Origin of the sequence: Labilibacter marinus (genome assembly GCF_001659685.2) — a bacterium.
Classification (GTDB): domain Bacteria; phylum Bacteroidota; class Bacteroidia; order Bacteroidales; family Marinilabiliaceae; genus Saccharicrinis; species Saccharicrinis marinus.
This window is the reverse complement of record NZ_LXYE02000010.1, coordinates 159,418-186,022: the sequence shown is the minus strand read 5'-3', so window position 1 is coordinate 186,022 and position 26,605 is coordinate 159,418. Positions and strand designations below refer to the sequence as shown.

17 protein-coding genes and 2 tRNA genes are annotated in these 26,605 nt (G+C 36.6%); 9 read left to right on the top strand and 10 right to left on the bottom strand.

What is annotated here, in order from left to right; genetic code table 11:
* Positions 1-107: 107 nt before the first annotated feature.
* The 3 genes from A8L32_RS05030 to A8L32_RS05020 all read right to left on the bottom strand — a co-directional run bounded on the left by A8L32_RS05030 (position 108) and on the right by A8L32_RS05020 (position 10,859).
* On the bottom strand, positions 108-6,632 hold the full coding sequence (locus A8L32_RS05030) for a S8 family serine peptidase (protein ID WP_075590193.1): 6,525 nt from the start codon (positions 6,630-6,632) through the stop codon (positions 108-110).
* A 104-nt stretch (positions 6,633-6,736) separates the two neighbouring features.
* Complete coding sequence (locus A8L32_RS05025) at positions 6,737-10,024, bottom strand: T9SS-dependent choice-of-anchor J family protein (RefSeq protein ID WP_066628347.1); 3,288 nt, start codon at positions 10,022-10,024, stop codon at positions 6,737-6,739.
* A 166-nt stretch (positions 10,025-10,190) separates the two neighbouring features.
* On the bottom strand, positions 10,191-10,859 hold the full coding sequence (locus tag A8L32_RS05020; protein ID WP_066628344.1) for a response regulator transcription factor: 669 nt from the start codon (positions 10,857-10,859) through the stop codon (positions 10,191-10,193).
* 175 nt (positions 10,860-11,034) lie between these two features.
* Between A8L32_RS05020 and A8L32_RS05015 the strand changes: the two genes are divergently transcribed.
* Positions 11,035-13,059, top strand: a complete 2,025-nt coding sequence (locus A8L32_RS05015; protein ID WP_066628342.1) for an ATP-binding protein — start codon at positions 11,035-11,037, stop codon at positions 13,057-13,059.
* A gap of 44 nt (positions 13,060-13,103) precedes the next feature.
* Here the strand turns inward: A8L32_RS05015 and A8L32_RS05010 are convergent.
* A tRNA-Phe gene (locus A8L32_RS05010) sits at positions 13,104-13,176 on the bottom strand.
* 48 nt (positions 13,177-13,224) lie between these two features.
* Positions 13,225-13,297, bottom strand: a tRNA-Phe gene (locus A8L32_RS05005).
* A 181-nt stretch (positions 13,298-13,478) separates the two neighbouring features.
* Here A8L32_RS05005 and A8L32_RS05000 point away from each other — a divergent pair.
* From A8L32_RS05000 to A8L32_RS04990, 3 genes are read left to right on the top strand one after another with little or no spacing between them, the layout of a single operon-like run.
* Positions 13,479-14,699 carry a M16 family metallopeptidase gene (locus A8L32_RS05000; protein ID WP_066628335.1) on the top strand — a complete coding sequence of 407 codons (1,221 nt, stop codon included), beginning with the start codon at positions 13,479-13,481 and terminating at the stop codon, positions 14,697-14,699.
* Between the two features lie 4 nt (positions 14,700-14,703).
* A complete protein-coding gene (locus tag A8L32_RS04995) occupies positions 14,704-15,345 on the top strand; it encodes an O-methyltransferase (RefSeq protein ID WP_066628332.1) in 642 nt (213 codons plus the stop codon).
* Positions 15,346-15,404: 59 nt separating this feature from the next.
* Entirely contained in the window at positions 15,405-15,896 is a 492-nt protein-coding gene (locus A8L32_RS04990) for a flavodoxin (RefSeq protein WP_066628331.1), read from the top strand.
* Here A8L32_RS04990 and A8L32_RS04985 read toward each other — a convergent pair.
* On the bottom strand, positions 15,886-16,146 hold the full coding sequence (locus A8L32_RS04985; RefSeq protein ID WP_066628328.1) for a hypothetical protein: 261 nt from the start codon (positions 16,144-16,146) through the stop codon (positions 15,886-15,888). The two genes, A8L32_RS04990 and A8L32_RS04985, sit on opposite strands and share 11 nt — an antisense overlap.
* 387 nt (positions 16,147-16,533) lie before the next feature.
* Between A8L32_RS04985 and A8L32_RS04980 the strand changes: the two genes are divergently transcribed.
* Complete coding sequence (locus A8L32_RS04980) at positions 16,534-17,208, top strand: cytidylate kinase-like family protein (protein WP_233145454.1); 675 nt, start codon at positions 16,534-16,536, stop codon at positions 17,206-17,208.
* Between the two features lie 46 nt (positions 17,209-17,254).
* On the opposite strand, the gene A8L32_RS04975 is transcribed toward A8L32_RS04980, so the two are convergent.
* Both A8L32_RS04975 and A8L32_RS04970 read right to left on the bottom strand, forming a co-directional pair.
* Entirely contained in the window at positions 17,255-18,103 is an 849-nt protein-coding gene (locus A8L32_RS04975) for a fructosamine kinase family protein (protein ID WP_066628324.1), read from the bottom strand.
* Positions 18,096-18,572 carry a low molecular weight protein-tyrosine-phosphatase gene (locus A8L32_RS04970; RefSeq protein WP_066628322.1) on the bottom strand — a complete coding sequence of 159 codons (477 nt, stop codon included), beginning with the start codon at positions 18,570-18,572 and terminating at the stop codon, positions 18,096-18,098. Before A8L32_RS04970 ends, A8L32_RS04975 begins: the two co-directional genes overlap by 8 nt.
* Before the next feature lie 529 nt (positions 18,573-19,101).
* Here A8L32_RS04970 and hutI point away from each other — a divergent pair.
* The 4 genes from hutI to A8L32_RS04950 all read left to right on the top strand — a co-directional run bounded on the left by hutI (position 19,102) and on the right by A8L32_RS04950 (position 24,488).
* Positions 19,102-20,349, top strand: coding sequence for an imidazolonepropionase (gene hutI / locus A8L32_RS04965; RefSeq protein WP_066628320.1), 1,248 nt, complete (start codon positions 19,102-19,104; stop codon positions 20,347-20,349).
* Between the two features lie 10 nt (positions 20,350-20,359).
* Positions 20,360-22,063, top strand: coding sequence for a glutamate formimidoyltransferase (ftcD, locus tag A8L32_RS04960; protein WP_066628318.1), 1,704 nt, complete (start codon positions 20,360-20,362; stop codon positions 22,061-22,063).
* 121 nt (positions 22,064-22,184) lie between these two features.
* On the top strand, positions 22,185-22,598 hold the full coding sequence (locus A8L32_RS04955) for a threonyl-tRNA synthetase editing domain-containing protein (protein ID WP_066628316.1): 414 nt from the start codon (positions 22,185-22,187) through the stop codon (positions 22,596-22,598).
* Positions 22,599-22,613: 15 nt separating this feature from the next.
* Complete coding sequence (locus A8L32_RS04950) at positions 22,614-24,488, top strand: ABC transporter substrate-binding protein (protein ID WP_066628314.1); 1,875 nt, start codon at positions 22,614-22,616, stop codon at positions 24,486-24,488.
* Positions 24,489-24,494: 6 nt separating this feature from the next.
* Here A8L32_RS04950 and A8L32_RS04945 read toward each other — a convergent pair whose 3' ends face one another.
* Positions 24,495-25,124 carry a class II aldolase/adducin family protein gene (locus A8L32_RS04945; RefSeq protein WP_066628311.1) on the bottom strand — a complete coding sequence of 210 codons (630 nt, stop codon included), beginning with the start codon at positions 25,122-25,124 and terminating at the stop codon, positions 24,495-24,497.
* Positions 25,125-25,252: 128 nt separating this feature from the next.
* On the bottom strand, positions 25,253-26,545 hold the full coding sequence (locus A8L32_RS04940) for an aminotransferase class I/II-fold pyridoxal phosphate-dependent enzyme (RefSeq protein WP_066628310.1): 1,293 nt from the start codon (positions 26,543-26,545) through the stop codon (positions 25,253-25,255).
* Between the last annotated feature and the right edge of the window lie 60 nt (positions 26,546-26,605).

The following is a 26,605-nucleotide window of genomic DNA, read 5'->3' as shown; positions in this document are numbered from 1 at the left end:
ATAAATCTATTATTCATATAACGATAATAAAAAAGGCTCTGTATCGCGTTCGATACAGAGCCTTTACGTTTGGAACTCCTAGAATAAATCTAGGTACTCATCAAGTATTAATGAATTACTTTAACTTTTATAACTGCCTTAGTCGCTTCTCCTTTAAACTTTAAGATATATAAACCAACTGGCACTTCTTCCAGATGAAGAACTCCGTTGCTTTGATACACCTCTTGAGATAACACCAAAGTTCCTACTGCATTGTATAAATTAACTACACCAGCCTCCTGATTACTCATATAAAGCACATCAGAAGCAGGGTTTGGATATACACTAAATTCGTGCGACACTTCCTCATCCTCTACAACATCCGTTGTGAGGTTATTGATAGAAACCACATATTCTTTATATGTCGATTCATCTTCAGACACCACCATGTAGCTCACATCACCCATAAAATCAACATTATCAACACCTGAATGCTGCATTCTATCTTCAATAGTAATTGCAGCACCTGCAGACATAGAAAACGAAGGAATTAAATTAGTCACACCAAATGGCACATCATCCACTACAATAGCGCTTCCATTAATCACACCCACTAAATCATCAGTAAGTTGAGGATTTAAAGCGGCTTCAATCAAGAAATAAGTAATTTCTGCCTCGTTGTTGGCATTGCGCGTCACTTCTACCATATAATAGTTCACCGTTACACCATCTTCGGCCACCACTTTTAGCATAAATGGTTTTGAATGATCCAGTTTAGATACACCAGAGCTCAACATTTCATCTCCCACATAAGCTTTCGCTCTAGCGGATAATTCAAATTCTACCTGTAGCGCTTTAAAAGGAGCTTGTGGTGCAACACTAGCCGACACAGCAAATCCATCTAAATCAGAAGTCTCCTCTTCAATACTATACGAAAGCAATAATGCTTCAGTATTAATTGGGTCCTGAACAACAATAGTATAATTCTCTGTTACCAATCCATCCATAGACACAACGGTAAAAGTAGAATTGGCGACTAAATCCACTACCTGACCATTAGAAACACTACTCCTAGCAAATTGAGCCGAAGCTCCTGGTGATAAAGCAAAACTAATTGACACATTAGATACATCTGTTCCCACAGCAATAGGAAGACTAATTACTTTATTCGCTTCATCAATTTCTGCCTGCATAAAGCTACCCGTAACATTAAAAGCCGTTACTCTAGCTAAAGATTTAGAAGTAGCTTCAGAATATTCAACTGCATAACACAAGGAACGACGCAAATCATTATTCATCTTAACCAAGGTAGAAACACCCGTTGAGGTATTGATTTTTCTGACTTCGTAATCGTCAGTTGTAGCCGTCACATTACACGAAGCCAAGTATAACTCTCCATTATTATGATCGAAGAACATCGCTGGATGCGGCGTACTTCCAGGTAATATTCCCACATTACCAATTTCGGTAGCTTCCCAGGTGGTTTTATCAACATGATATAACATACCTACATTATCGATACCGTACATCTTACCTGTAATATCACAGGCTATTGTTTGAATAGCTGGCACAGAAATATTACCTACCAATACAGCTGTTCCTGTTTGTACATTAATTTGGTACACTTGCGACACAGGCGTAAATCCATCGCTTAACATCCTACCATAAATAACATCCTCTGCAGGATCGTAGGCCATATCTCTGATAATATATCCTGAAGCACCAATATAAGTCACCTCTCCCGTTTCTTTATCAATTGAAGATAAAGTACCGCCTGAACTTTGCACTAGCCATCTATCGCCAGCCATGGTACCGCAATAAGGGTAAAAACCACTCATTTCTAACACCATGTTAGTCTGTGCAACATTTTCTAAATTAAATTTAAAAGAACCCGAAGCTACTCCGCCAGAACCAATAATGCTATAGGCATATACAGGAGTAATTGGCATAGCTTGTATTTGCATAGCGTAGGTATTGTTAGCAAGTAATTCATCACTTGCTAAAGTAGCTTCAACTGAAACCTCATATTCTCCTTTCGCTAAAACAACATCGTTAAATGTAACTGTAGTGGATGCTCCTGCAGCTAAATCAACTACTTGCTGAATACCCGAATACACATTTCCGATTTGCATACTCACCGGGAACGACTGTGTAGTTGTTGAACCATTAGTAACGAATACACCAATAGTATTTGCACCTTCATTAACCACATTATTAATATCTAATCCATCAATGGCAATATCAATACTTGGAGGTGTACCCACTAAGTTGATGGTATAATCTTCAACCTCACCAGAAATATGGAAACCAGTAGGATCCATCTCACCAAAAGTAGTCACACGAATTCTGATTCTCTTTTTTCCTGGCGAAACATGGTTTGGCGGTGTAATAACACTTTTGGCCATTGCTCCATCAGCACCCTCAAATAAATAAGCTTCATCCTCACTAAAGGTGCCATCATAATTCCAGTCAACCCAATATTTACCGCTACCAATCACATCGTTTTTAGTTACATATAAGATGTACGACTCGCCATACTCCATGGTAGCCTCTAAATCTGAATGATTTTCGTACATATTATCACCAGAGCTGTAGTTAATATCACCCAGCGTTACATTGGCAATATGCAATCCATATCCCATTCCACTTGCACTTGTGTAATCTGATTTTACTGTAACAGATGCACTGTTATTATATTCAACTTCATCTCCATCAAGTACAATATAAGCCTCTACTAAATATTCTTTTCCAAATACAGAGAAGTCCTCTTGTTTATAGAAAGTTACATATTTAGAACCTCCAGCTCGCAATGGGGTAGTAAATTCTAACTCAGTAGGCTCGCCTCCATTAACCGTATAGGCCACTTTGTATGACGCCACCTCATTGGCTCCGTAGTTGGAAACCGTTACTCCAACCAACTCGCTTGAAGAATTATCTCCACCAGCCACTGGGTTTGTAATTTCGGCAATACCGATATCAATGGCATTTGGGTTATCTGCCAAAGAAACATTAGCAATCCATCCTGTTTCGTTAACAGCAGCATCAGAAACAAACAATACCGTTAACTGTCCGTATAGCGCCGTAGAAATAAATTCAGTTTGCTCTATATCGGCCAAAGCACCATTTAGCACAGCCATAGGCTTACCAGCCGCTTCACTTCCTGCAAACAGATATAAATAATCGTAATCTTTTTCCAGGCTTAATTCAGAGAAAGAAATCTTCACTTTTTTACCCATTTCAGAAGGCGTAAAAGTATACGAGCTTCTGGTATTATCTGGGTAATTGAATACACGTGTACCTCCATCCGTAAATATCAAACCTTCCGCTGGCACCTCTCTTGTTCCTGAAGTACCATTATAGGCCATAGGAACAATATTACCGTAATTATAACTACTATACGATTTGTACTCGTTATTGCTTTCATCTGCATCTGCACTTCCGAACACTGTTGCAATCACGTAATACTTAACATCCTCTGTACTTAAATCAGCAGGAGCAGTAAAGCTATACGACATCACACCCATAGAACCTATGGTGGAAGCAATTCTTTCCTGAACCGTTTCCGCTTCGGTTCCATCTTCAAATAAAGTAAAGGCCACATCAACATCACTAATTGGTGATTCTCCCAGATTAGCTACTTTTAAAGTGATGATTTCCTCACCTAAATTCAATCCGCTCCAAGGAAACTCCACATCTAAAATAGCGATATCTTCAGCAGGCTTTTCGTACAATTTAATATTATCAATATCTATCACATCTCCTTGTGCAGCGCCAGGTATAGCTCCCATTGGATAATGACACATCCCTTTAAACTCCACCTCAATATCAGTACCAACAAACTTGCTTAAATCAAAATATCTTCTTCGGCTTCTATCGTAAGAAGGTGTTTCTGGCTGAAATACATCACTTCCTAATACATCCGTCACCTGCTCACCGTTAACAAATACCTTTAGGATATTATCATTAACATCGATACAATACGTTTGCTTTAAATCGAAAGCCAATACCAAAGAGCTTAATCCCGTAGTATTTTCTGAAGTAAATTTAGCCGTAGAGATATGAGTTGGGTTATATCCCCAAACTTCATCTACTGAACCAATATAAGAATAAGTAGCGCCACTTACTGTTCCTTCAAACTTTAAGAATTTACTCTCCCTATCCACATCGTATCCAATAGCCAACTGCCCTTCTTCTGGCTGAATTAAAGTGATATTATCGACTTCTTCTCCTTCAAAGTCCTCCTCAAAAGGAAAGCTTGAAACATTAGAAATTGGGCGAAGCTTGATGGCCTTCGATCGCATACTCTCGATACCATTGACCGTATTTACCGCAGCCACAGCATACCAATTGTCCTCATCCAACACTCTACTATGCAAAGTATAGGAAGTTTCTGTAACCTGCTCAACCAATACAGCTTCTCCATCCTGTAATTTATACACCTTATAAGCATCAGCTCCATCAACCGCGTCCCAAGAAACACTAGACACCGGTAACTCAGGATCTATTCCTTCGATTACAGGTCTATCAATTACCGAAAAAGCTTCATTTGATTGATCGAAATATTTACCAGCAATTACACGAATTTTCGCATTACCAAAAACATCTGATCCAAGTTCCCAAACATAAGCTCTTTGATCAGCTTCTACCTTACCAATAGTTGTATACGACTGTCCACCATCCTTTGATAACTGAATAGTAAATACTTCTTGATTAGTATCTGGTGCCGACCAATAAACCATAGTACGAGTATTTGGCATAAAAACCTCTCCTCCTACAGGCGATAACATATTAATATTATCCTCATCGAAAGCATACACCAAAGCATACTCCTGATCGGGCACAGCAATAGCAGTTCCTTTTATATATACATCATAATAACCTGGCGTTGGCGTTTCAACCACCACTTGCTCAATGTTATTTAAATGATCTTCACCTTTAGTCGCTAGTTCAATAGGCGCAGTTGGATTAAGTACATAAGGTAAATACTCAGTACCCTTAAAATCCACACTTAAGTCTAAGTCATTAATCAAAGCCCTTGCACCCCATTGCGCTGCTTCCGGATCAGTCCATGCCAACATAAACTTTACCTGACTCACACCTGCAGGTACATAAACCGTAACCTTTTGCTCTTCTTCATTAGCAATTTGATCGATAAAATATTGTTCTTTTTCAATTAACGCTGCAGCATCACTCGCCACTACACTACCAAAACCAAAAGAAAAATCAGGCCCTTTATTTCCTAAATCGTGTGCTGTATTACAAAGCACTGCTTTAATTAAAGACGACTTTGGATTTTCACCACCATTTTGACTTTTATATAACTCATACAACTGAGCAGCAATACCTGAAACAACTGGCGTAGCCTGTGAAGTACCAGTCATATCTGTATAATCGTTATAATAAGAACAAGAAATTGCATCCACCCCATTTGCTACAACGTGAGGCACTAAACGACCATCGTGAACTGGACCCCAACTTGAGAAATCCGTCATACGATTATACATATCAATGGCACCTACAGCAACAATATTTTTAGCCGCATGCGAAACTGTTTCGTAAGTGTAAGTGCCACGCGAGTTTCCCGCCGCAAACACATGTAATAAATAAGGAAAGTCGTATGCTACTTTATCTAAATTCACATCGTTATCTAAGTAAAACCAGCTAAAGCCACCATTATGAGGAATACCATATGAGTTTTGAGTGATGACAATACCATAATCCCTGGCACTTAAATACATTTCTTCACCATTACTCATTTTATTGCTACCTATATTAAAGTTCCATGTTTCCATGGTAGCCTCCGTAGCCACTCCTTTTGTTGTAGGATCAATAATTCCTGCACCAGCCATGATACCTGACACATGAATTCCATGAGATGTTTCATGATATTCATACTCACGCTGAGTAACACGTCCTTGAAAATCGTAATGATGCTCTACATCACCATCCCAAACACCAATATTAATATCTTTTCCAGTTAAAGATTTATCAGCTCCTGCAGAACCATTTATTACACTCGCCCCCATTTGACGGGTTGCCTGCATATCAAAAGTCTCGAATTCTGGCGCCACTGGGGCAGCATATTTTAACCAATCAATACCATTTAATTTCTCTACCTGAGCGGTTGGCAAAATGCAAGTTAAACGCTCAAAGAAAGGAGAAATTCTAATTTCTGAAGCACCTATGGCTTCTAAATCGGCAGTAATTTTTTCATCCCCTGCACTTCTGAAAAATGAGACCACCAACTCCACGCTATGGTTAGGTTTCATAGCACATTTAGGAATTTCGCCTTTTTGCAATTCTGCAGAAATCTTAACAACTTCATTTAACGAAACAACCGACCTCACATCAGAACTTGCACTTTTTAAAGAACTCGTTGATAACTCAACCAAGTATGCATTACTCCCCAAGTATTCGTTCAGTTTAATTCCTTTTTCTAAAAGAGATTGACGATCTTCTTTACTTGGAAGATCAAAGAACTGCATGATAACATAATTCACGCCACCAGCACTCTTCAGTGTTTGATAGCTTTTAGCATTCTCTTGTAATTCAATGTTTTTCCCATTATAAACAACAGAATTTGCCGCCTCTTTTTGAGCATATGAAAGCACAAAAAAAGACCATACCATTAGTATGGATAAAATCCTTTTCATATAAAATATTTTATTGTGTGATTCGTTTCTAAATCCGAAAAATGAAAGGAGTCGCAACGATTGTTCCCCCGAAAAATCATTGCGACTTATTATAAAACCTATAATTATTTCTTAATAAACACTTCTTTATAGTTGGCCTCTGCAGATTCTACAACCAAGCAATACCAACCATTGGGCAAGAAATCTAACTGCAATGCGGCTTCCACTCCAGATAGTTGTTGTGTGTAAACCACGCTACCTAATTGGTTGTAAACTTTAGCAACATTCTCTGCCGAATCAGGTAACTTAACATTTAAAGTTCCACTTGTAGGGTTTGGAGAAACCACCATTTTACCTTTTGCTTGTGAACCAAGATCTGTAGTTGTAGTTTCTTTCATAGCCACCTCATCTACAATCAATTTATAAGCAGACACATCTGAAATGGCATGTAAAGCGATAAAATAATCCCCATCAACATCTACTTCAACAATAGCAGTTATATCTTTCCAGGTATCATTATCTGTAAAATCAGATATTAAAACTGCTGACTCCAAAGATGATGAGTGATAATCGTTTCCAATCAATACTTCAATCTCTTCGTAATGAAACTGACTAGCCACATCACGTATGGTATGCATTTTAAAAGAAAACTCATACTCCTTACCGGCTTCTAAACTAAAAGCTGGGGTATATAAATAATCATCCTTTTCGTTGGCCGTACTGTAATCGGCAAATACAGCCGCCTCTCCCATCACCATTTCTGGTACGCTTACATCAGTAGTTAGTAAATTCCAAGTTTTAGCATCCGCATGTACATCCTCAAAGCTCCAACCTAAGGGTAAGCAAACTTCATCCTGAACATAATTAACAAGATCAAAATCCTCTGAATAAGGCAATGAAGTTATCGTTGGATCAGCCATGGTTGTAAAGGACCATAAAGCTGGCTCCGAACAATCACCAAAAGCATTATATGGAGTCACTTGCCAATAATATGTAGTTGCATACTCCAATGCTTCATCCAACAAATACGAAGTAACAGAAATATCAAAATCCTCATCCACAATCACATCAGTTAAAGCCTCATCCTTAGCCACTGTAAGCTTAAATCCGGTTGGTGCATTCCCGCCATCTTTCCAACTTAATGCAATAGGCATATAATGGTTCACATCTTGCTTATCATTTACTGGAATACCATCAACAGCAGCATTAGGTTTAGCATTGCTCAGGTTCTCCCAAATAATATCATCAATATAAACTTTGGTATAATCATTCATTGCATTTCGGCGAAAAGCAATATATGGAGCTTCTTCATCCTGACTAAACAGAACACTATACTGCACATACTCCGATGATAAATTAATTGACTTCATCAACTTAAAAGTACTCGGATCGGTAGGATCCAACATGGTTCCAACTTCAATAGGAAGATCCTCAGTAACTCCCAATGATTTCTTAGCTTGAAAAACTAATCGATTTACATCAAAGTTTCTAACACCTTCCGTAATTAAAAACATTGGATCAGTTTTATTTGAGGATCTATTCATAACAACACTATAGGAACCACTGTTGGCACTATTATCCCAGGATGCTGAAGGCACCTTGACATAAGATGAAGCATCTGACTCAATTTCAATGGTCAACCAATTTTCCGGCATCAATCCATCATCAAAGTTATGCGAGAATTCTGCAGAAGGCAGATAAGCGCTTGCTGTAGCAGAAACCTTAAAGCTCCCTTCGGGTGTATTACAATCAAATACCACATCGTTTTGGTAATTTCCTTCTGCTGTTGGTTTAAACTTCACCACTAAATCTTGCGATTCTCCTGGCGCTACTGTTCCCACAAAATCACAAGAAAAAGGACCAGTACTACTACATCCCCTCACCACTAAATCAGAAAGTCCGGCATTGCTCACATTTACAATTTGAGACAACTCACTACCCACACAAACCTCTGGATATTGAAGCTTATCGGTACTGGCAATAGCTTCAGGGCTGTTACTTAATTCGGATATCTTAACAGCATCTAATGCAAAATACTGTGATGAGTACGACCAACCAGAATGTCTGTGTCTCCATCTAATAAATACATTATCACCACTGTAATTTTTTAAAGAAATTGACTCTATCTGGTACTCCTGAGCTCCCTCATATTCAAACTCCTTTAATTCATCCCAATTTTCACCACCATCTGTAGAAATCTCAAAATAAGTATTCACACTGCTTGAATAAGCTCCATCTTTTTTCCAGGCAAAAGAAATTTTATGATTTTCTGGCAAATTAATTCTTGGCGTCATTAAGGATGAATTTCCATTACCCGTTAAGCCAACTTGCGCTGTACCTTCACCCATATAAATCACATCCGGAAAATCAGCCAACCAGCTTACTTTCCAATTATTATCATATGTCCAGTCACTCTCTAAAGGAGCACCTCTATTAATAATATCAGAAACTTTAGCTCCTGTTGCAGATCCAATATGGAAAGCTTCGAAACCACAGTTAAACGGGAAATCTGTAATTACTTTTTGAGTTGTAAAACTATAAACAGGAGAAGACTCCTCAACTTCACCTAGATAAGCAATCACTTGAAAATAATACTTGGTTTTAGAAACTAGATTTGAAACAGGATTATAAGAGAAAACACCATCCTCCGTCACTACAACATCATCCTCAACCAACTGCAAATCATCCTCCTGCGTTCCAAAATACACATCATATTTATCCGTATTACCTAAAGAAAACTCTATTGCAGCATCTACCGATACTTTAACTCCATCATTGGAAGGAGACATTAAGGTAGGTGTTGCAGGCTTAGAATCATCCCCTGGAGAATAAACCCTCATATTAGGCCTTACTGGGTTCGCCTCTCTCCATGCGTCTGTAGCAGGAAAAGAACTATCGCCACCTGTAGCTACCTGATAAATTTGATCTACAGAAGATCCGTAAAACATATTTAAACTAGCATAGCTAGCACCTGAATGATTTTCCCAATGAACAATCAAATTGCTGGTTCCATCATACTCAAAGTCATCCACCTCTATAATCATCCAATCTGCGCCATTGGCAGGATAAGAAACGGTTCCTTCGAAAACTTGCGTATAGTTATCCAACACCATATCAGGATAACTTGTTCTAACCATAGGTTCAGTGGTAAGTTTCAAATAGACTTTTTGATTTAAAAAATCTTTTTGATACCCACCAAAGTTTTTGGCTCCGAAAAAAGCTATTTTATCAATGGTTTTGGCATCACCCATTTCGGCAGAAGTAAACATGAACGAGGTCCACGAATAATTATGGTTGAAAAAAATTGGGTAATTAGTACCTAAAGTACCATCTCCAATTTCGATAAAAGACTGTGCCCTAGTAGGGAAAATGGACAGTCCTAAAAATGTGATTAATAGTAAAATGTTCTTCATAATATATTGCTTATATGTTAAGACAATATTACTCCGAACCAAATTCTGTTAGAATAGGGGTTTTCCCTCAATTATGAATCACCCCTCATTTTTAAGCACTTTTATTAGAATTATAAAGACAATTCAAAAACCAACCCCAGTAAAATAAAATGGACCTGTTATTTTTTTAGCAATTTTGAATATACAACCTATTCTCTATAGCAAAACAAAGCAGACCATTACTGCCATCCACGCCTAATTTCCTACAAATATTATATCGATGATTCTCAATAGTTTTAACACTATTGAATAAAGTTTCTGCAATATGCGATGTTGTTTTACCCTCTGCTATTTGCTTTAAAACCTTCAATTCACTCTTTGTTAAATCATTAAAAACAGCATCTAACTTTTCAAAGTTTTCAATCTCAGCTTTGTTGGCTTCAATAAAATCCGACACTCCTTCCCCTAGATATCTTTCATCTTTCTGTACTCTTTGCAAACAGCCTTCCAACTCATTTAAAGCGCTTTCTTTAAATAGAAAACCAGAATAATCAAGTTCTATAGCCTTCCTAAATGTATCTAGATTAACATGACTTGTTAAAAAAATAACCTTAACCCAATTATAGTTATCTTTTAACTCCCTGACCATCTCAACCCCGTCTTTTTCTGGCATATCAATGTCAGCCACCACTATATCTGGTGTTTTACCTAAACAAACAGCCAAACCTTCTTGACCATTTACCGCAGTACCCACCACCTCATAATCAGCAATCTTTTTTATTACCTGAACAACACCTTCCAGAATGAAGGGATGGTCATCAACAACCACTATTGACTTTTTACTTGAGTAGCTCATACTTCGCTTGAATTTTTAGAACGGGCAAAATACTTATTTTTACCTAGCCATAAAAGTCATCAAAAGCAATAAACTCTTTCATTTTTAGAATTCACCCCTTAAATTGATAACTCCTTCCTCTAAATTAAATACTTTTTTATCCTATTTTTGCAAAAACCGCACACAAATAGATTCCATGCTCAAATATATTATTACTCTATTTATACTATGGAGTGGCACCATACACTCCGCTCAATTGCTCGCTGAGAATAACTCCATCAAGAATACCAATACACCAACCAAAGTTGTTGAAAGCTACCTGGATTTATCTAAGCAATATTTGCAGGAAAATAAAAACACCATCGCCCTAGACACTTTATATAGTGCATTAATTTATATAAATGACATACCCACAAAGCTGGCAAATTCTCTACTTAGCTCAATTGGTAAAGCTCATTACGCCTTACAAAACGATACGGTATCGTTCAGAAAAGTATACTTTGACCTGGAAGACGAAGCTTCCGTTATTAAAAACTGCCAGCTCTTACTTGTACTAATAGACTTTTATACACGCAATCATAATTACAAGAAAGCCGCTGAAAGCGTACAAAGAGCGACTGTACTTAGTTCGAAAGTAGATAAGCCTGACTTACAAATGAAAATTCTGCAGAAGAAAGGTATCGTACAGTTTCATCTTAATTATTACGATAGGGCTCTGGACTCTTTTAAAGAGACTCTACCATACTTTAAAAACAATAATTACCCAAACCTCCATGCCGAGGCTTTAAGATATACCGCTGAAATTTATTTTAACAAAACAGAATACAACACATCCGCTAAACTATTTCATCAATCGTTGCAGATTGATAGCGGCAACCACATTAGGGTTTTGAAAAGCCTTGCTAAAATCAACCAAATTGATGACAAACACAAAGAAGCAATCAATCTACTCTCTGAAGCACTCAAAAAAACAGACATAAAAGATATATCAGAAAAGGGAGAAACATTCTACTTATTAGCTGGGTCATATTTTATGTTGCGAGAAATTGAAAAATCCAAAGCCATATTTGATTCATCCATACACTATGCAAAAGAATATCGAGATTTTCACCTTTTAGGAAAAGCGCTTTCTGGCAAATCGAAATGCTATTCTCAGGAAAAGGATTATAAAAATGCAGCCTTCTATTTAAAAAATGCCTATTTAGCTATTGAAGAAAGCTTTGAACAGCGAATTGAAGATTCTTACGCTAAAGAAAATGCTTACTACAATAATATATATCACTCTGCGCAAATTAAAGACCTCAGAAAAGATCAATATATAAATGAACTGGAATTATCCCACAGTAAAAACCAGAATCTTCTTTTACTCACTATTATTGCTGGCATTTCTATTGGCCTTGTACTTACCATGCGCTTATACATCGTAAACAAACGCTTTAACAAACAGTTGAAAGAAAAGAACACCATTATCGATAACAATAACCAAGAATTACAAACCATCAACTCTGCACTGACTAAATCGCAACTTAGCTTATTAAACGCCAATAAAGTTAAAGATCGCATGTTCTCTATTATTACACATGATGTAAAGGGAGCATTAACATCTATTCGCGCTCAGCTAGAAAATATAGATCAACGCGATACACAGAACCGTTCTCAATTCGAGAATATTGTAAACTCAGGTAAAAACTTAATTAACCACACCATCAAACTAATTAACCATCACATTACATGGGCTATTAAACAAAGTAATGATATTAAAGTAGATAAAACCACTATTGAAATTGAGAAAAGCATCATAGACAAAAACATTGAGCTCTACCAAGCCATTATCGATTCAAAAGACATAAAAATCACAAAAAACATAGCGCCAGACTTAAAAGTAAATTCTGATATTAAGATGGTTAATTTAATTTTCAGAAACCTTTTATCCAACGCAGTTAAGCATTCTCCTCTTCACCAAGAAGTCTCAATTTCTACCGTTAAAAATAAAAATACAACTATCATATCGGTAGAAGATAATGGAAATGGGATTGAGGAGAGCAAGCTGTCGGAACTATTCTCTCTTCATCAAGAAAAAGACAACCTAACGCATCCTCACGAAGGCGGATCGGGATTATACTTAAGCTATCGATTTGCAAAATCGATGGGAGGAAAACTATGGGCCGAAAACAAGAAAAATTCTGGCTGTATCTTTTACTTAGAAATACCGAACCAATAGGAAATAAAAAAGCCGAAAGAATTTCTTCTTTCGGCTTTTAGAGGTGGTGCCACCTGGGATCGAACCAGGGACACATGGATTTTCAGTCCATTGCTCTACCTACTGAGCTATGGCACCCCGTAATGTTTTGAGGTCTGTTTTACCAGAATAGTATTGTGAAGAATGTGGTGCCACCTGGGATCGAACCAGGGACACATGGATTTTCAGTCCATTGCTCTACCTACTGAGCTATGGCACCTTCATTTATTCTCAATACCTCAATCTCCTTGTTAGAGGAGAACCTTTTCGTTTAAGGCGGTGCAAATATAATCAAAGATTTTTTCCTGCAAAACCCTTTTTGTATTTTCTCATTTAAATTTATCATCCAAAGCATTGAAATACGTTGTAGTTTAGTACTTTTGCACTCCAATATTTTTTTCATGGAATTTTATACACATACCTTAAATAACGGAATACGCATCATACATAAGCCAGAAAAAGGAGAAGTTGCCTATTGTGGGATGATTATTAATGCTGGTTCAAGAGATGAAAAGGAGAAAGAACACGGTATGGCTCACTTTATTGAGCATGTAGTTTTTAAAGGCACTAAAAAACGTAAGGCTTTTCACGTTTTAAGCAGACTTGAAGACGTTGGTGGCGAATTGAACGCTTTTACATCTAAGGAGGAAACGTGTATTTATGCCACCTGCTTAAAGGAAGACTATGAAAGATCAATGGAACTTATTTCCGACATTACTTTTCATTCAGTATTTCCTGAAAAAGAATTAATAAAAGAAAAGGAAGTTATTGTAGATGAAATTAACTCATATAAGGATTCTCCTGCAGAATTAATTTTTGATGACTTTGAAGAATTGCTTTATCCCAATCATCCAATCGGCAGAAATATATTAGGAACTCCAGAAACCCTAAAATCGTTTACACGAGACGATATTTTTAGCTTTACGGATAACAACTACCACACCGACCATATGGTTTTTTGCTCCGTTGGTCAGCAAGAGTTTAAAAAGGTTGTTAAACTGGCCGAGAAATATTTTGGCGATATAAAGGAAAACAGACGAGAAATAAAACGCCAGCCAATAGTAACAGGTGCTCCACAAATTATTCGAACCAACAAAGACACCTACCAAAGCCACGTTATTATCGGAGGAGCTGCTTACGATTACAACCATCCAAAACGATTGGGTTTGCATCTACTTAATAATTTATTGGGTGGACCCGGGATGAATAGTCGTTTAAATATGTCCTTACGCGAAAAAAGAGGGATTGCCTATAATATCGAATCAAGCTATACGGCTTTTTACGGCACTGGCGTGTTCTCCATTTATTTTGGTACCGATAGAAAAAATGTGGACAAAAGCCTAAAAATAGTTTTTACCGAATTAGATAAGTTAAGAAACCAACATCTGGGCACATTGCAGTTGCAAAAAGCCAAACGACAGCTAAAAGGTCAAATTGCTATCTCATCAGAAAACAAAGAAAGCCTCATGTTAAACCTGGGCAAAAGCTATTTGCTATACAACAAGGTGGATTCCCTAGAGTATATTTATAAAAAGATAGACGAACTAAGCGCTTCCGATCTTGCCGAGATTGCTAACGAATGCTTTAATCCTAAGGACTTGTCTCAACTGATTTATTTGTAAGCTCATGTTTAATCAAAATATAGACCTCGAAAATTACATTTTAGAACACATCAGCCCCGAAGATGAACTTTTGTATGAGCTGAATAGAAAAACCCATCTTCACATCCTTCGTCCTCGAATGTTATCTGGGCACTTGCAAGGACAAATACTAAAAATGATGTGCCAAATGATTCAACCCAAAAACATATTAGAGATTGGAACATTTACAGGTTACTCATGTATTTGCATGGCTCAAACGTTGCCCGACGATGGTTTTATAGACACCATTGACATTGATGATGAGATAGAACCCTTTACACAATCTTTCTTCGATAAATCGGGCTTAGCTCATAAAATTAAAATGCATATTGGCGATGCACTTGATGTAATGCCAAAGCTTAAAAAAAAGTACGACCTAATATTTATGGATGGTGATAAAAGGCAATATCCTAATTATTATAAACAAGTGTATGATATGCTCAACCCTGGAGGATATATTTTAGCAGATAATATACTTTGGGATGGTAAAGTGATTGAACCCGTTGACCCGAATGACACTTATACGCAAGGTATTTTAGAATTTAATCAAATCGTAAAAAATGACCCTAGAGTAGAAAAAGTTATTTTTCCTTTTAGAGATGGCATTTTTGTAATTCGCAAAAAATAAAGACATCGCATAAACCTTATCTAAACGTAGGTGTTAGAATTGAAATAAGAATAAAAACTATGAGTAAAACAGGCATATTTTATGGTTCATCAGTCGGAAACACTCGCTTTGTAGCGGAGAAGTTAGCAGATTTACTTCCTGAAGCAGAACTGAATCCCGTTGAACAAGCTGAGCAATCAGATATTGAAAAGTATGATTTCTTAATTCTTGGTACTTCCACTTGGGGAGTAGGTAATTTGCAAGATGACTTTGAAACTTTTGTAGACACTTTGGTCAATACAGACTTGGAAGGTAAAACCGTAGCTTTATTTGGCCTGGGCGATCAATTTACCTACCCAGATACATTCTGCAATGGAATGGGAAAACTCTACGACTTAATTAAGGATAAGGGCTGTAAATTTGTTGGTGATTGGCCTATCGATGAATATGATTTTTCGGAATCGATAGCTGTAGTAGATAATAATTTTGTGGGCTTAGCGCTAGATGAAGATAACGAACCCGATTTAACAGATTACAGATTAAAAGAATGGATTAAAAAAATTAAATCTTAATCTTATCCATATCCTTTTTATCAAACAAAGTTGGGTAGTCTTCTAAGAAATGATCCATCACTGTTCGCATTAAAGTCTCTCGCATAAACTTAGACTTGTTGCGAATTTTGTTCTTTTTGCAGTAGCTTTCAATGGCCTCTTTCTCTTTTTCATTCAGTAAAAAAGCAGTACGATGCTTTCTTCGTAACGATGATGAAACAGTAGAACCACTTCTGGATACACCTGCTTTAGTATTCTTTTTTTTAGCCATTAAATTTCCAACAGTGAATTTAGCGCAAAAGTAGCAAAAAATAAGAGCATTACTAGAGCCACCCTTGCAAAAACAACTGAAATACTGCAATAAAGCTCAACTGTAATCAAGCTCCTATATATAACCACATATTTACATTAACAAGCTTTAACTTATTTTCAAGTTCTTTCATTAAAGAATCACCTACATTTGTAATGTAGATTTTTTTTCATAGATTTAGATTTAACAAAGCTGATTTTAAGGGTAAAGGATAGATGTTTCCATCTATCCTTTTTTTATGCCCATATCCCTCCTCAATTTACTTGCGCTTTTAAGATTTTCTCGCTATATTTTATATCAAAATAACCTTATAACCAGTACACCATGGATAATGTGTTTTTAAAATATATGAGAGAACGAGTTGGCAAAGGCGATGAGCAACAAATCATCAAGTCTGAAGGTCCCGTTATTACTATATCCCGAGAATATGGATGCCCCGGAAAAAGGATTGGTAAATACCTTGCCGAGGTGATTTCTGAAAAACTAAAGCGAGAAGAGAAAACAGAAGAATGGAAATGGTTGAGTAAAGAAATTATTGAAGAATCTGCCCGAGAGCTAAAATTAACCCCTTCATTAGTTAAGGATTTATCTGAGTATAAAAACAGAAGCTTTTTTGAAAACTTAGCTTTATTCTTTTCGGACACCTACTACCCAAGTGATGCGAAAATAAATAATACTATTGCCAACTTTATTCATACAGCTGCCTCTGAGGGGAACGTTGTCATTGTAGGTAGAGCTGCTGAGGCTATCACAAAAAACTTTAAAAAATCATTTCATGTTAAATTGATGGCTCCGTTAGAGTGGCGAGCTGAAATTATAAGTAATACCTACGGAAAAACTATCTCTGAAGCAAAAAGAGAATGTCAAGAGATGGATAGAAGAAGATTTTTATTTAGATCATACTTTGAAAAAGGTGTACCCGATGTTGAGTTTTATGATGCCTGTTTTAACTGCAAAGAAATGACAGATGACGAAATTGTGGAGCTGATGGTTATAATTGCAGAAACCAGAGGTTTTATATAAACAGAAATCCCTACTATACAAAGTCCGCTCGAAAAGGCGGACTTTTTCATTGATAATACCGCATTAAATTAATGGCCTGACTATAATATGACGATCCGAACAAATTAAGATGATTTAGAACATGATATAATAAATAGATCTTTTCGCGATGCTCATAGCCCTCTTTTAATGGGTAAGTTTGATGATAACCTTCGTAGAACTCCTCCGAAAAACCACCAAATAACTTTGTCATAGCCAGGTCCGCTTCGCGATGGCCATAATAAACAGCAGGATCAATTAATACCGCGTCTCCGTTCTCACCTATTAAATAATTTCCTCCCCACAAATCTCCATGCAATAAAGAAGGTGCTTCTTCACTTCCCTTTAGTATACTATTCAAACGCTTTTCAAGCCCTTTAAACAAAGAGCGAAATACCTTATCTACAAAACCATTCTTCTCGGCTAATTTAAATTGAAACAATAACCTATTCTGAAAGTAAAAATCACTCCATTGCGGCATTTGGGTATTTACCTGATTATTGGAGCCAATAAAGTTATCTTCGTAAAATCCATAGGACTCATTTTCATACTGGTGCATAAAAGCAAACTTGCAGCCAAAGTTAAACATCGATTCTTGTGACTTTAGTCCTTGATTCAAATACTCTAGCAAAAGAAAATCCTTTTCAATTATAATTAACTTGGGCGTTTTAATCGATTGGGATTTTTCAATCTCTTTTAATCCGTTTGCTTCACAGCTAAAAACACCATTACTAAAACCTTGCTTCAAAAAATACTTTGTTCCTGATCTTGTTTCAATAATTTTAGAATCAGCAATACAGCCGCCACCAACAGAAGCACCTGAAATAACCTCATCATTTAAATGTGCTTCTATTATGTTCTGAACAGCTTTATTCATCTTCCAACTTCGAGATTAATCCATCGCAAGCATCCTCTAACAGATCAAGCACTAACTCAAATCCCGCAGCGCCACCATAATAAGGATCTGGTACCGAATCATGAGTGAACTCAGTGCAATAGTCCGTCATCCTACTCAGTTTTGCCAAGTCTTCAGCAGAAGATGCCATTGCTTCCAAATCGCTCATATTTTGTGCATCCATACCAATGATGTAATCAAAACGCTCATAATCCTCCCCTGCTTCTACAGGTCGACTAATACTCGTTAAATCATATCCTCGCTTTAAAGCATGCGTTTGCATTCTCGCATCCGCAGAATCGCCAGCATGATACCCCGTAACACCTGCAGAATCGATAAAATAATTATGCTCCAAGCTATATTCTTTCAATTTAGCTTTCATTACAGCCTCTGCACTTGGAGATCTGCATATATTGCCCAGACATACGAATAATATACTCTTTTTACTCATTTTTATTTTTTATTGGTAACCATACAAAAATATCGAATTATACCAATTTTACTTTTGGGTTTGCCTTAAACATTTAAATAATTTGGAATTTAGCATCGGCCTGCACTAAAAAAAGAAAGCCTGTCTTAGAACAGACAGGCATACGGAAACATTCTAAAAAACTAACCTAAACCTCACACACATTTTGAATGTTCCTATTATTGGGGACCAGGAGAGCATTTTATGTAACTACAAATTACAACCATAAGGGAAAGATGTCAATACATATTTATATCACAAGGTATCTTTTAACATCCATTAACACTTCGACGCCTTAATCAAATACCTCCTACACACTCAACTACTGCACATTACAATCACCAACTACGAATACTAGAACAACATATCTATTTAACAAAACCCTAAAACGTGCCTAAAAATCATGTTTCTTACCTATTAATATAGAGGTTTTGATGATGGTTATCATTGAGAATAGCCCTTACTCCCCTTAATTTTATACAAGTATTTTTCACTATTAATCCGCATTAAATTGAAAAAGACACTAATAAAAAACATTAAAGAATTAGCTGGGATCATTTTAAAAAGTGACATACCTTTTTTAGCAGGAAAAGACATGGCGAACATCACCTCCATAAATGATGCTTTTTTAATTATTAATGATGGTAGCATCCAGGATTTTGGCTCCATGAAAGATTTACCTTCTATAAACTTTGATATAGAAATTGATGCTAAAGAAAAAACAGTTCTTCCTGCTTGGTGCGATTCTCATACCCATTTGGTATTTCCAAAAACTAGGGAGGTTGAGTATGTGGATAAAATAAAGGGCCTTTCCTACGAAGAAATTGCAAAAAGAGGAGGCGGAATTTTAAACTCTGCTAAAGCCATGCGTAACGCTTCCGAAGATCAGCTTTATTACGAAGCTATGGTTAGGCTGGATGAAATTGTAAAATGGGGAACAGGAGCTATTGAAATAAAAAGTGGTTACGGCCTTTCAACCGAAAGCGAATTAAAGATGCTTAGAGTTATTAAACGACTGAAAGAGAATAGTCCACTAACTATTAAATCTACTTTTCTGGGAGCCCATGCCATCCCTACCGAATACAAAAACAAACGAAACGCTTATATCAAACTTATTACAGATGAAATGCTGCCCAGGATTGCCGATGAAAATCTAGCTGATTACATCGATGTTTTTTGCGATAAAGGTTTTTTTACTATTGAAGAAACCGATCGCATTTTAAATGTTGGAGCTAAATATAATTTACCTCCAAAAATTCATGCTAACGAATTAGATTATTCAGGTGGTGTTCAGCTGGGTGTAAAACACCATGCCCGCTCGGTAGATCATTTGGAGTTTGTTGGCCAAGATGAAATCGAATCTTTATTACAATCCACAACAATGCCTACTATTTTACCTGGTGCTGCCTTCTTTTTAAACATGCAATACGCACCCGTTCGGGATATGATTAAAGCAGGCTTACCTGTAGCTTTGGCTACCGATTTCAACCCAGGCTCTTCTCCATCGGGGAATATGCAGTTCATCATCTCCATGGGAAGTATACTCTATAAAATGCTACCTAACGAGGCCATTAACGCAGCTACAATAAACGGAGCCTATGCCATGGGTGTAGAGCAAAAACTGGGCTCAATTAGTAAAGGCAAAAAAGCCAACCTCATCATCACCAAAGAAATTCCTAATTTGGAATATATCCCTTACTACTATGGAGAGAATAAAGTTGACCAAGTAATCATCAATGGAAATATTGTAAAATCTTAAATATCAGCTCATGCAACAATTAATAGAATGCGTTCCCAATTTTAGTGAAGGTAGAGATATGAATATTATCCATCAAATTACCGATGAGATAAAAAAAGTAGAGGGTGTTAGTTTAATAGATGTTGATCCAGGTAAAGCCACTAATCGAACAGTGGTAACCATGGTGGGTACTCCCGATCAGATTGTAGAAGCAGCTTTTCTCGCTATAAAAAAAGCCCAAGAACTTATTGACATGCGCAAACACAAAGGCGCACACCCAAGATTTGGCGCTACTGATGTTTGTCCATTAGTCCCTGTGGCTAATATCACTATGGAGGAAGTTATTCAGTATGCACACCAATTGGCTAAAAGAATTGGGGAAGAATTAAACATTCCTATTTTTTGTTACGAGCATGCAGCGCAAAAAGAAGAACGCAAAAATTTGGCTACTTGCCGACAAGGCGAATATGAAGCGCTAGGCGAGAGAATTACCAGCGAGGAATGGAAACCTGATTTTGGTTCATTCAAATGGAATGAAGAAACACAAAAATCAGGTGCAACTGCTGTAGGTGCCAGGAATTTTCTCATCGCCTATAACATCAACCTAAACACAACCAGCACCAGAAGAGCCAATACGGTGGCTTTTGATATTAGAGAGCGAGGCAGAGTCAAACGCGAAGGAGGTTCATTAACAGGAAAAATAATTAAAGATAAAGATGGAAACCCCATCAACGAACCAGGTTTATTAAAAGCCACAAAAGGCATTGGCTGGTATATTGAGGAATATGGTATCGCACAAATTTCTTTAAACCTCACAGACATTACCGTAACGAGTATGCATCAAGCATTCGACACAGCTTGCCAAAGAGCTACAGTTGCTGGTTTGCGCGTTACAGGATCAGAACTAGTTGGTGTCATTCCCCTAAAAGCCATGTTAGATGCTGGTAAATACTTTTTAAAAAAGCAAAACAGATCGGTAGGTATTTCAGATAGAGAACTGATTAAAATTGCAGTTAAATCTTTAGGCTTAGATGAACTTTACCCTTTTGACCCCGACAAGAAAATTATAGAATACATTCTGGAGAAAGAGAATAAAACCACAAAGAAATTGGTTGATATGAGTCTGACTGATTTTGTTTTTGAAACCGCCAGTGAATCTCCTGCTCCCGGAGGAGGTTCAATCTCGGCATACCTTGGAGCAATGGGCGCTGCATTAGGTACGATGGTAGCCAACTTATCTTCGCATAAAAGAGGTTGGGACGATAAATGTGCAGAGTTTTCCGGTTGGGCTGAAAAAGGCAAACACTATCACGATGAACTTTTAAAAATGGTAGATGAAGACACCAATGCTTTTAATAAAATTATGGATGCCTTTCAACTTCCAAAACAATCTGAGAGCGAAAAAGTCATCCGAAAACAAACTATAGAAGATGCCACCAAGTATGCCATTGAGGTACCCTTTAAAACCATGGAACTCTGCTATAATTCAATGGAAGTAATGTTTGAAATGGCAAAAATAGGAAACCAAAACTCTATTACGGATGCAGGAGTAGGTGCTATAAGTGCCCGAAGTGGAGTTTTAGGCGCATGGTTAAATGTTAAAATTAATGCCAAAGAGCTAAACGATTTAACTTTTGTAGATAACATCCTAAAAGATGGCCAGTCAATAGTAAAAAAGACAACTCAACTAGAAAAAGATATACTAAACTTAGTTGACCAGTCGATTAATTCATAATTTATAGGTCATACTCCATATTTAAAGCACAGTAATATTTACTTACTGTGCTTTTTTATTTACATTGCAATATGTATGAATAACCCGTTGAAGCAACTGGTTGAAATTTGGAAAATAACGAATGAAAGTATTAGTATTATATACCAATAGCTTTGCTTATACTCCTCAAGTAAAAAATTTAGAAAGTGCACCAGAACCTGATCAAGGACAAAAATTTGAAAATTGCATTTTAGCCTTTATCCATGTCGAAGTATCGGATGAAGAAAAAAGTGTAATCAGTAGAGAAAAAAAACTAGTGAATCATTTAAAATGGACTGCTAGAAAAAATGATACCAAAAGTGTAGTGTTACATTCATTTGCACATTTATCCGAATCAAAAGCATCCTCTGCATACACTAAAGAGTTATTAGATGCTGCTCAAGCAAGGCTCGAAAATGCAGAATTTGAAACAGCACAAACACCCTTTGGCTATTTTTTAGATTTAAAGATTGACGCTCCGGGAAATTCTTTGGCGCGTATTTGGGCAACACTATAAATAAACAAGATAACATTGAAAAGAATACTTATATATATAACTTTTTTATTATTTATTTTTGCACTAGCAACAAAAGCAAACGACACAATTAGGGTACAACTAAAGTGGACACACCAATTTCAATTTGCTGGATTTTATGCTGCTGTTGAACAAGGATATTACGAAGAAGAAGGGATTTCTGTGAATTTAATTCCGGCAGGAGAAGACAAGGACTTTGTTCAACATGTAGTCTCTGCAAAAGCTGATATCGGGGTTGAATCGCCCTTACTTTTAATTGAAAGAAATAAAGGCAAACCAGTTGTATTGTTAGCTGCTATATTTCAGCATTCCCCCGAAGCGTTTATTACGCTAGCTAAATATAATATTAATTCAATTGAGGACTTTCCTGGTAAAACCGTACGCATTTCCAGCAATGATTTACCTTCTACAAAAGCCCTTATAAAACAAGAAAACCTATCTGAACTTATTACGCTTTCAGATACAGAAAGTAGAATAAAAGGCCTTATTGACGGCAGTCATCAAGTGATTGACGGTTATTCTATCGACCTGCCATATCAAATTAAAAAATCAGGTTATCACCCTGTAGTTATTTCACCACTAAAATATGGTATCGATTTTTATGGTGATTGTATTTTTACCTCAGAGAATTACTTAGATAAGAATCCTAACCAAGTTGATGCTTTCTTAAAAGCTACTTCTAAAGGTTGGCATTACGCCATGAATAACAAGGAAGAAATCATTGAGTTAATCATTAAAAAATACGCCAGTCAATATACAAGAGACGAACTTATTAACGAAGCCAGAGAAATGGAAGGACTCATTCTGCCTAAGTTTGTTGAAATTGGCTACACTCACAAAGAGCGATGGAAACATATTGGTGATACGTATGTAAGTTTGGGCTTATTAGATGCGGACTATTCTCTTGATGGCTATCTATATGAAGATTACCAACAAAAACGACAACGAAGACACAGCAGGCTTACTTTTATTTTTATAGTAGCATTTACGCTACTTGCCCTCACGTTATTATTGGTTTCATTCTTTAATCGTAAATTAAGACGTGAGGTAAATAAGCAGACCAAAGAGGTATTGGAGACAAACCAAAATCTCAGAAATGAAATTAAGGATAGAAAAGCTATTTATACCGATTTAATAGAAACTGCGAATGAACTAAAAACAGCGAAAGGAAAAGCAGAAGAGAGTGATCGATTAAAATCTGCTTTTTTATCTAATATGTCGCACGAAATAAGAACACCCATGAACGGCATCATTGGCTTCTCCGACTTATTAAAAGAGCAGGATTTAACCACAGATGAAAAGAAAAAATACATCCAGATAATAGAAGAAAATTCAGTTCAATTATTACGAATTATATCCGACATTATCGATATTTCTAAAATTGAGGTTGGAGAATTATCCATTCAAAAGGAACCTATTAAAATTAAAGAGTTATTCGAAAATTTATATTTTAACTTCTCTTTAAAGGCGAAGGAAATTAAGGGAGATAGAATCAATATCGAATACCATATAAATAGTGATGTAGACCCAATTATCAATACTGACCCTATCAGGTTGAAGCAGATATTGAGTAACTTAATTGAAAATGCGATTAAATTCACCAATAAAGGAAGTATCACTTTTTCTGTAGAGAAAGAAAATTCTCACTACATATTTACGGTTAAAGATACTGGAATAGGTATTTCTCAAGAAAAGCTCGAAAGTGTTTTTATTCGATTTTTCAAAGATAGTCAACAGCACTACAATGCCATGGGTGGCACAGGACTAGGGCTTTCCATTGCTAAAAATATGGTTGAACTACTAGGTGGTAAAATAAGTCTCAGCAGCCAAACTGACGTGGGAACTGAATTTAAATTCACCCACCCCTCTTAATGAAGGCTATAAATCGTCTATTTGCTCCAGCTGATCGTCTGATAAGTTTCTTTCGTCATTTAAAAGGTTAGTAATAAAGGTCATTTTAGCCGCATTTTCTAATACCTCTATCCTATCAAAAGCCTTTATCATTTCTGACCCAATCGCTGTAACTCCGTGATTTTCCATAATCAGCACTTTGTTCTCAGCAAATGTTTCACTTACGTTTTTGGCCAATTCCGCCGTACCCATTAAACCATAAGGTGCTACAACAGGCTCTTTAATAATCATTCTGGATTCAGCTATAAGGTGGGCATTAATGGGCACATCCATGGCCGAAAAAGCCGAAGCAAAAATACTATGGCAATGCACTATAGCATTAATAGTTGGATGGTCTTTATAAATTTGGATATGCATCGAAGTCTCCAAACTAGGCTTTAAATGAGGGGTAAGATTCTGACCATAGAAATCAACAATAGCCACTTGTTTCTTTTTCATCATCCCTTTATCAACTCCAGTTGAAGTAATCACAATATGATCACCAACCCGTTTACTAACATTGCCTCCAAGTGTTGTAGTAAGTCCCTTTGAATATAGCCTTCGCATAAAGCGAGCCACTTCTTTTCGCTCCTCTAAATAAAGATCTTTAGTATCCATAGCAGTATAAATGTTGTGATTAAAGCTACAGGATTTCAACTTATTATAAAAGAAATCTGAAATAAAAAAGGGTAATTATTTATCAATGACAAACAATTACCCTCGTATATTATAAAATATTGTATAAGCTATTTTGCCTCGTAATCTTTACAAGCCGCTAGTATTCCATCAAACAATTCCTTAGCATCAGATGCTGCCATAGCCGAAAATGCTACACGTAAAACATTGTTTAAATTAATGATTCCAATACTATACTTCTCAATTAAAATGGCTCTGATAGCCTCTCCATCCAACCCTTTTTTTAATTGCACACACATAAAGTAACCCGAATTGTATGGTAAAGCTGTAAAATATTGAGCATACTTATCATCTTGCAATACATCTTTTATGGCCTCATAACGAGTACGCATAATCACAAACTTAGAATGCTTTTGTTCTTGGTAATCTGGCGCTTCAAATGCATGTAATAACAAGGACTGACTTAAATTAGATGAGTTGGATATATTTCCACGAACAGCTCCAGCCGTTTTCATTTCTAAGGCCTGATACAATTCTGCATCTCCTCCTTTAATAGCATAAGTCACAAAACCCACACGAAAACCCCACACGTAATCTTCCTTGGTTGCTCCATCAATTTTAACTGCCAATACATTTTCATGTAGATCGGATAAATAAGCAAAAATAGATTGCGTTGCAATACCTTCTTCAAACACCAATCCAAAGTAGGCATCATCCGTTAATGCGGCAATTTTTTTACCCGCTTCAGCAGCCTCTTTTACAACAGCAGTAATATCCTCCATCTCCTGAATAGTCGGTGTATAACCTGTTGGGTTATTAGGGAAGTTTAAAATCAATACTTTCTTCTCTCCTTCCGACATAAGGCTTGCTCTTAAAGCCTCCGTATCAAAACCACCATTTTTAAACAAATTAAACTTAGACAGCTTTGCACCATAAGCATTTATCAATGCTAAATTATAATTACCCCAAAATAAATCTGGAACAATAACCTCCTGCCCCTCATCCATAAACAAATAACCAGCCATACTGATACCGTGCGTTAAGGCACTTGTAACAACAGGTAAACTTAATTCTTGTCCTTGAAGCTTATCGTTTTTCTCATAAATCATTTCCTTCCATTTACTGCGAAGATCTGGACGACCAAAACTAGGCGCATATGGAAATGAAAGAGATGGATCCAAGTCAATTTTAGAAGCAATAGACTCTAATCGCATAGGCGTTCCGTCATCCTCGATTGCAGCTCCAATAGTTGCATTTATCTTCGTTCCTTTAGCTTCAGCTGTTTGACCAAGGATACCTTTTTTTGGGAAAAAGATATTTTTACCCTTATCAGACAATAAATCAAATACTACAGGATTTTTAGAAATGATAACATCATTTAATTCTTGCGCTTGCGGATTCATCTTTTAATATGATTTGTGTGTATAAATATGAATGACCAAAAGTCATCACTTGCAAAATTG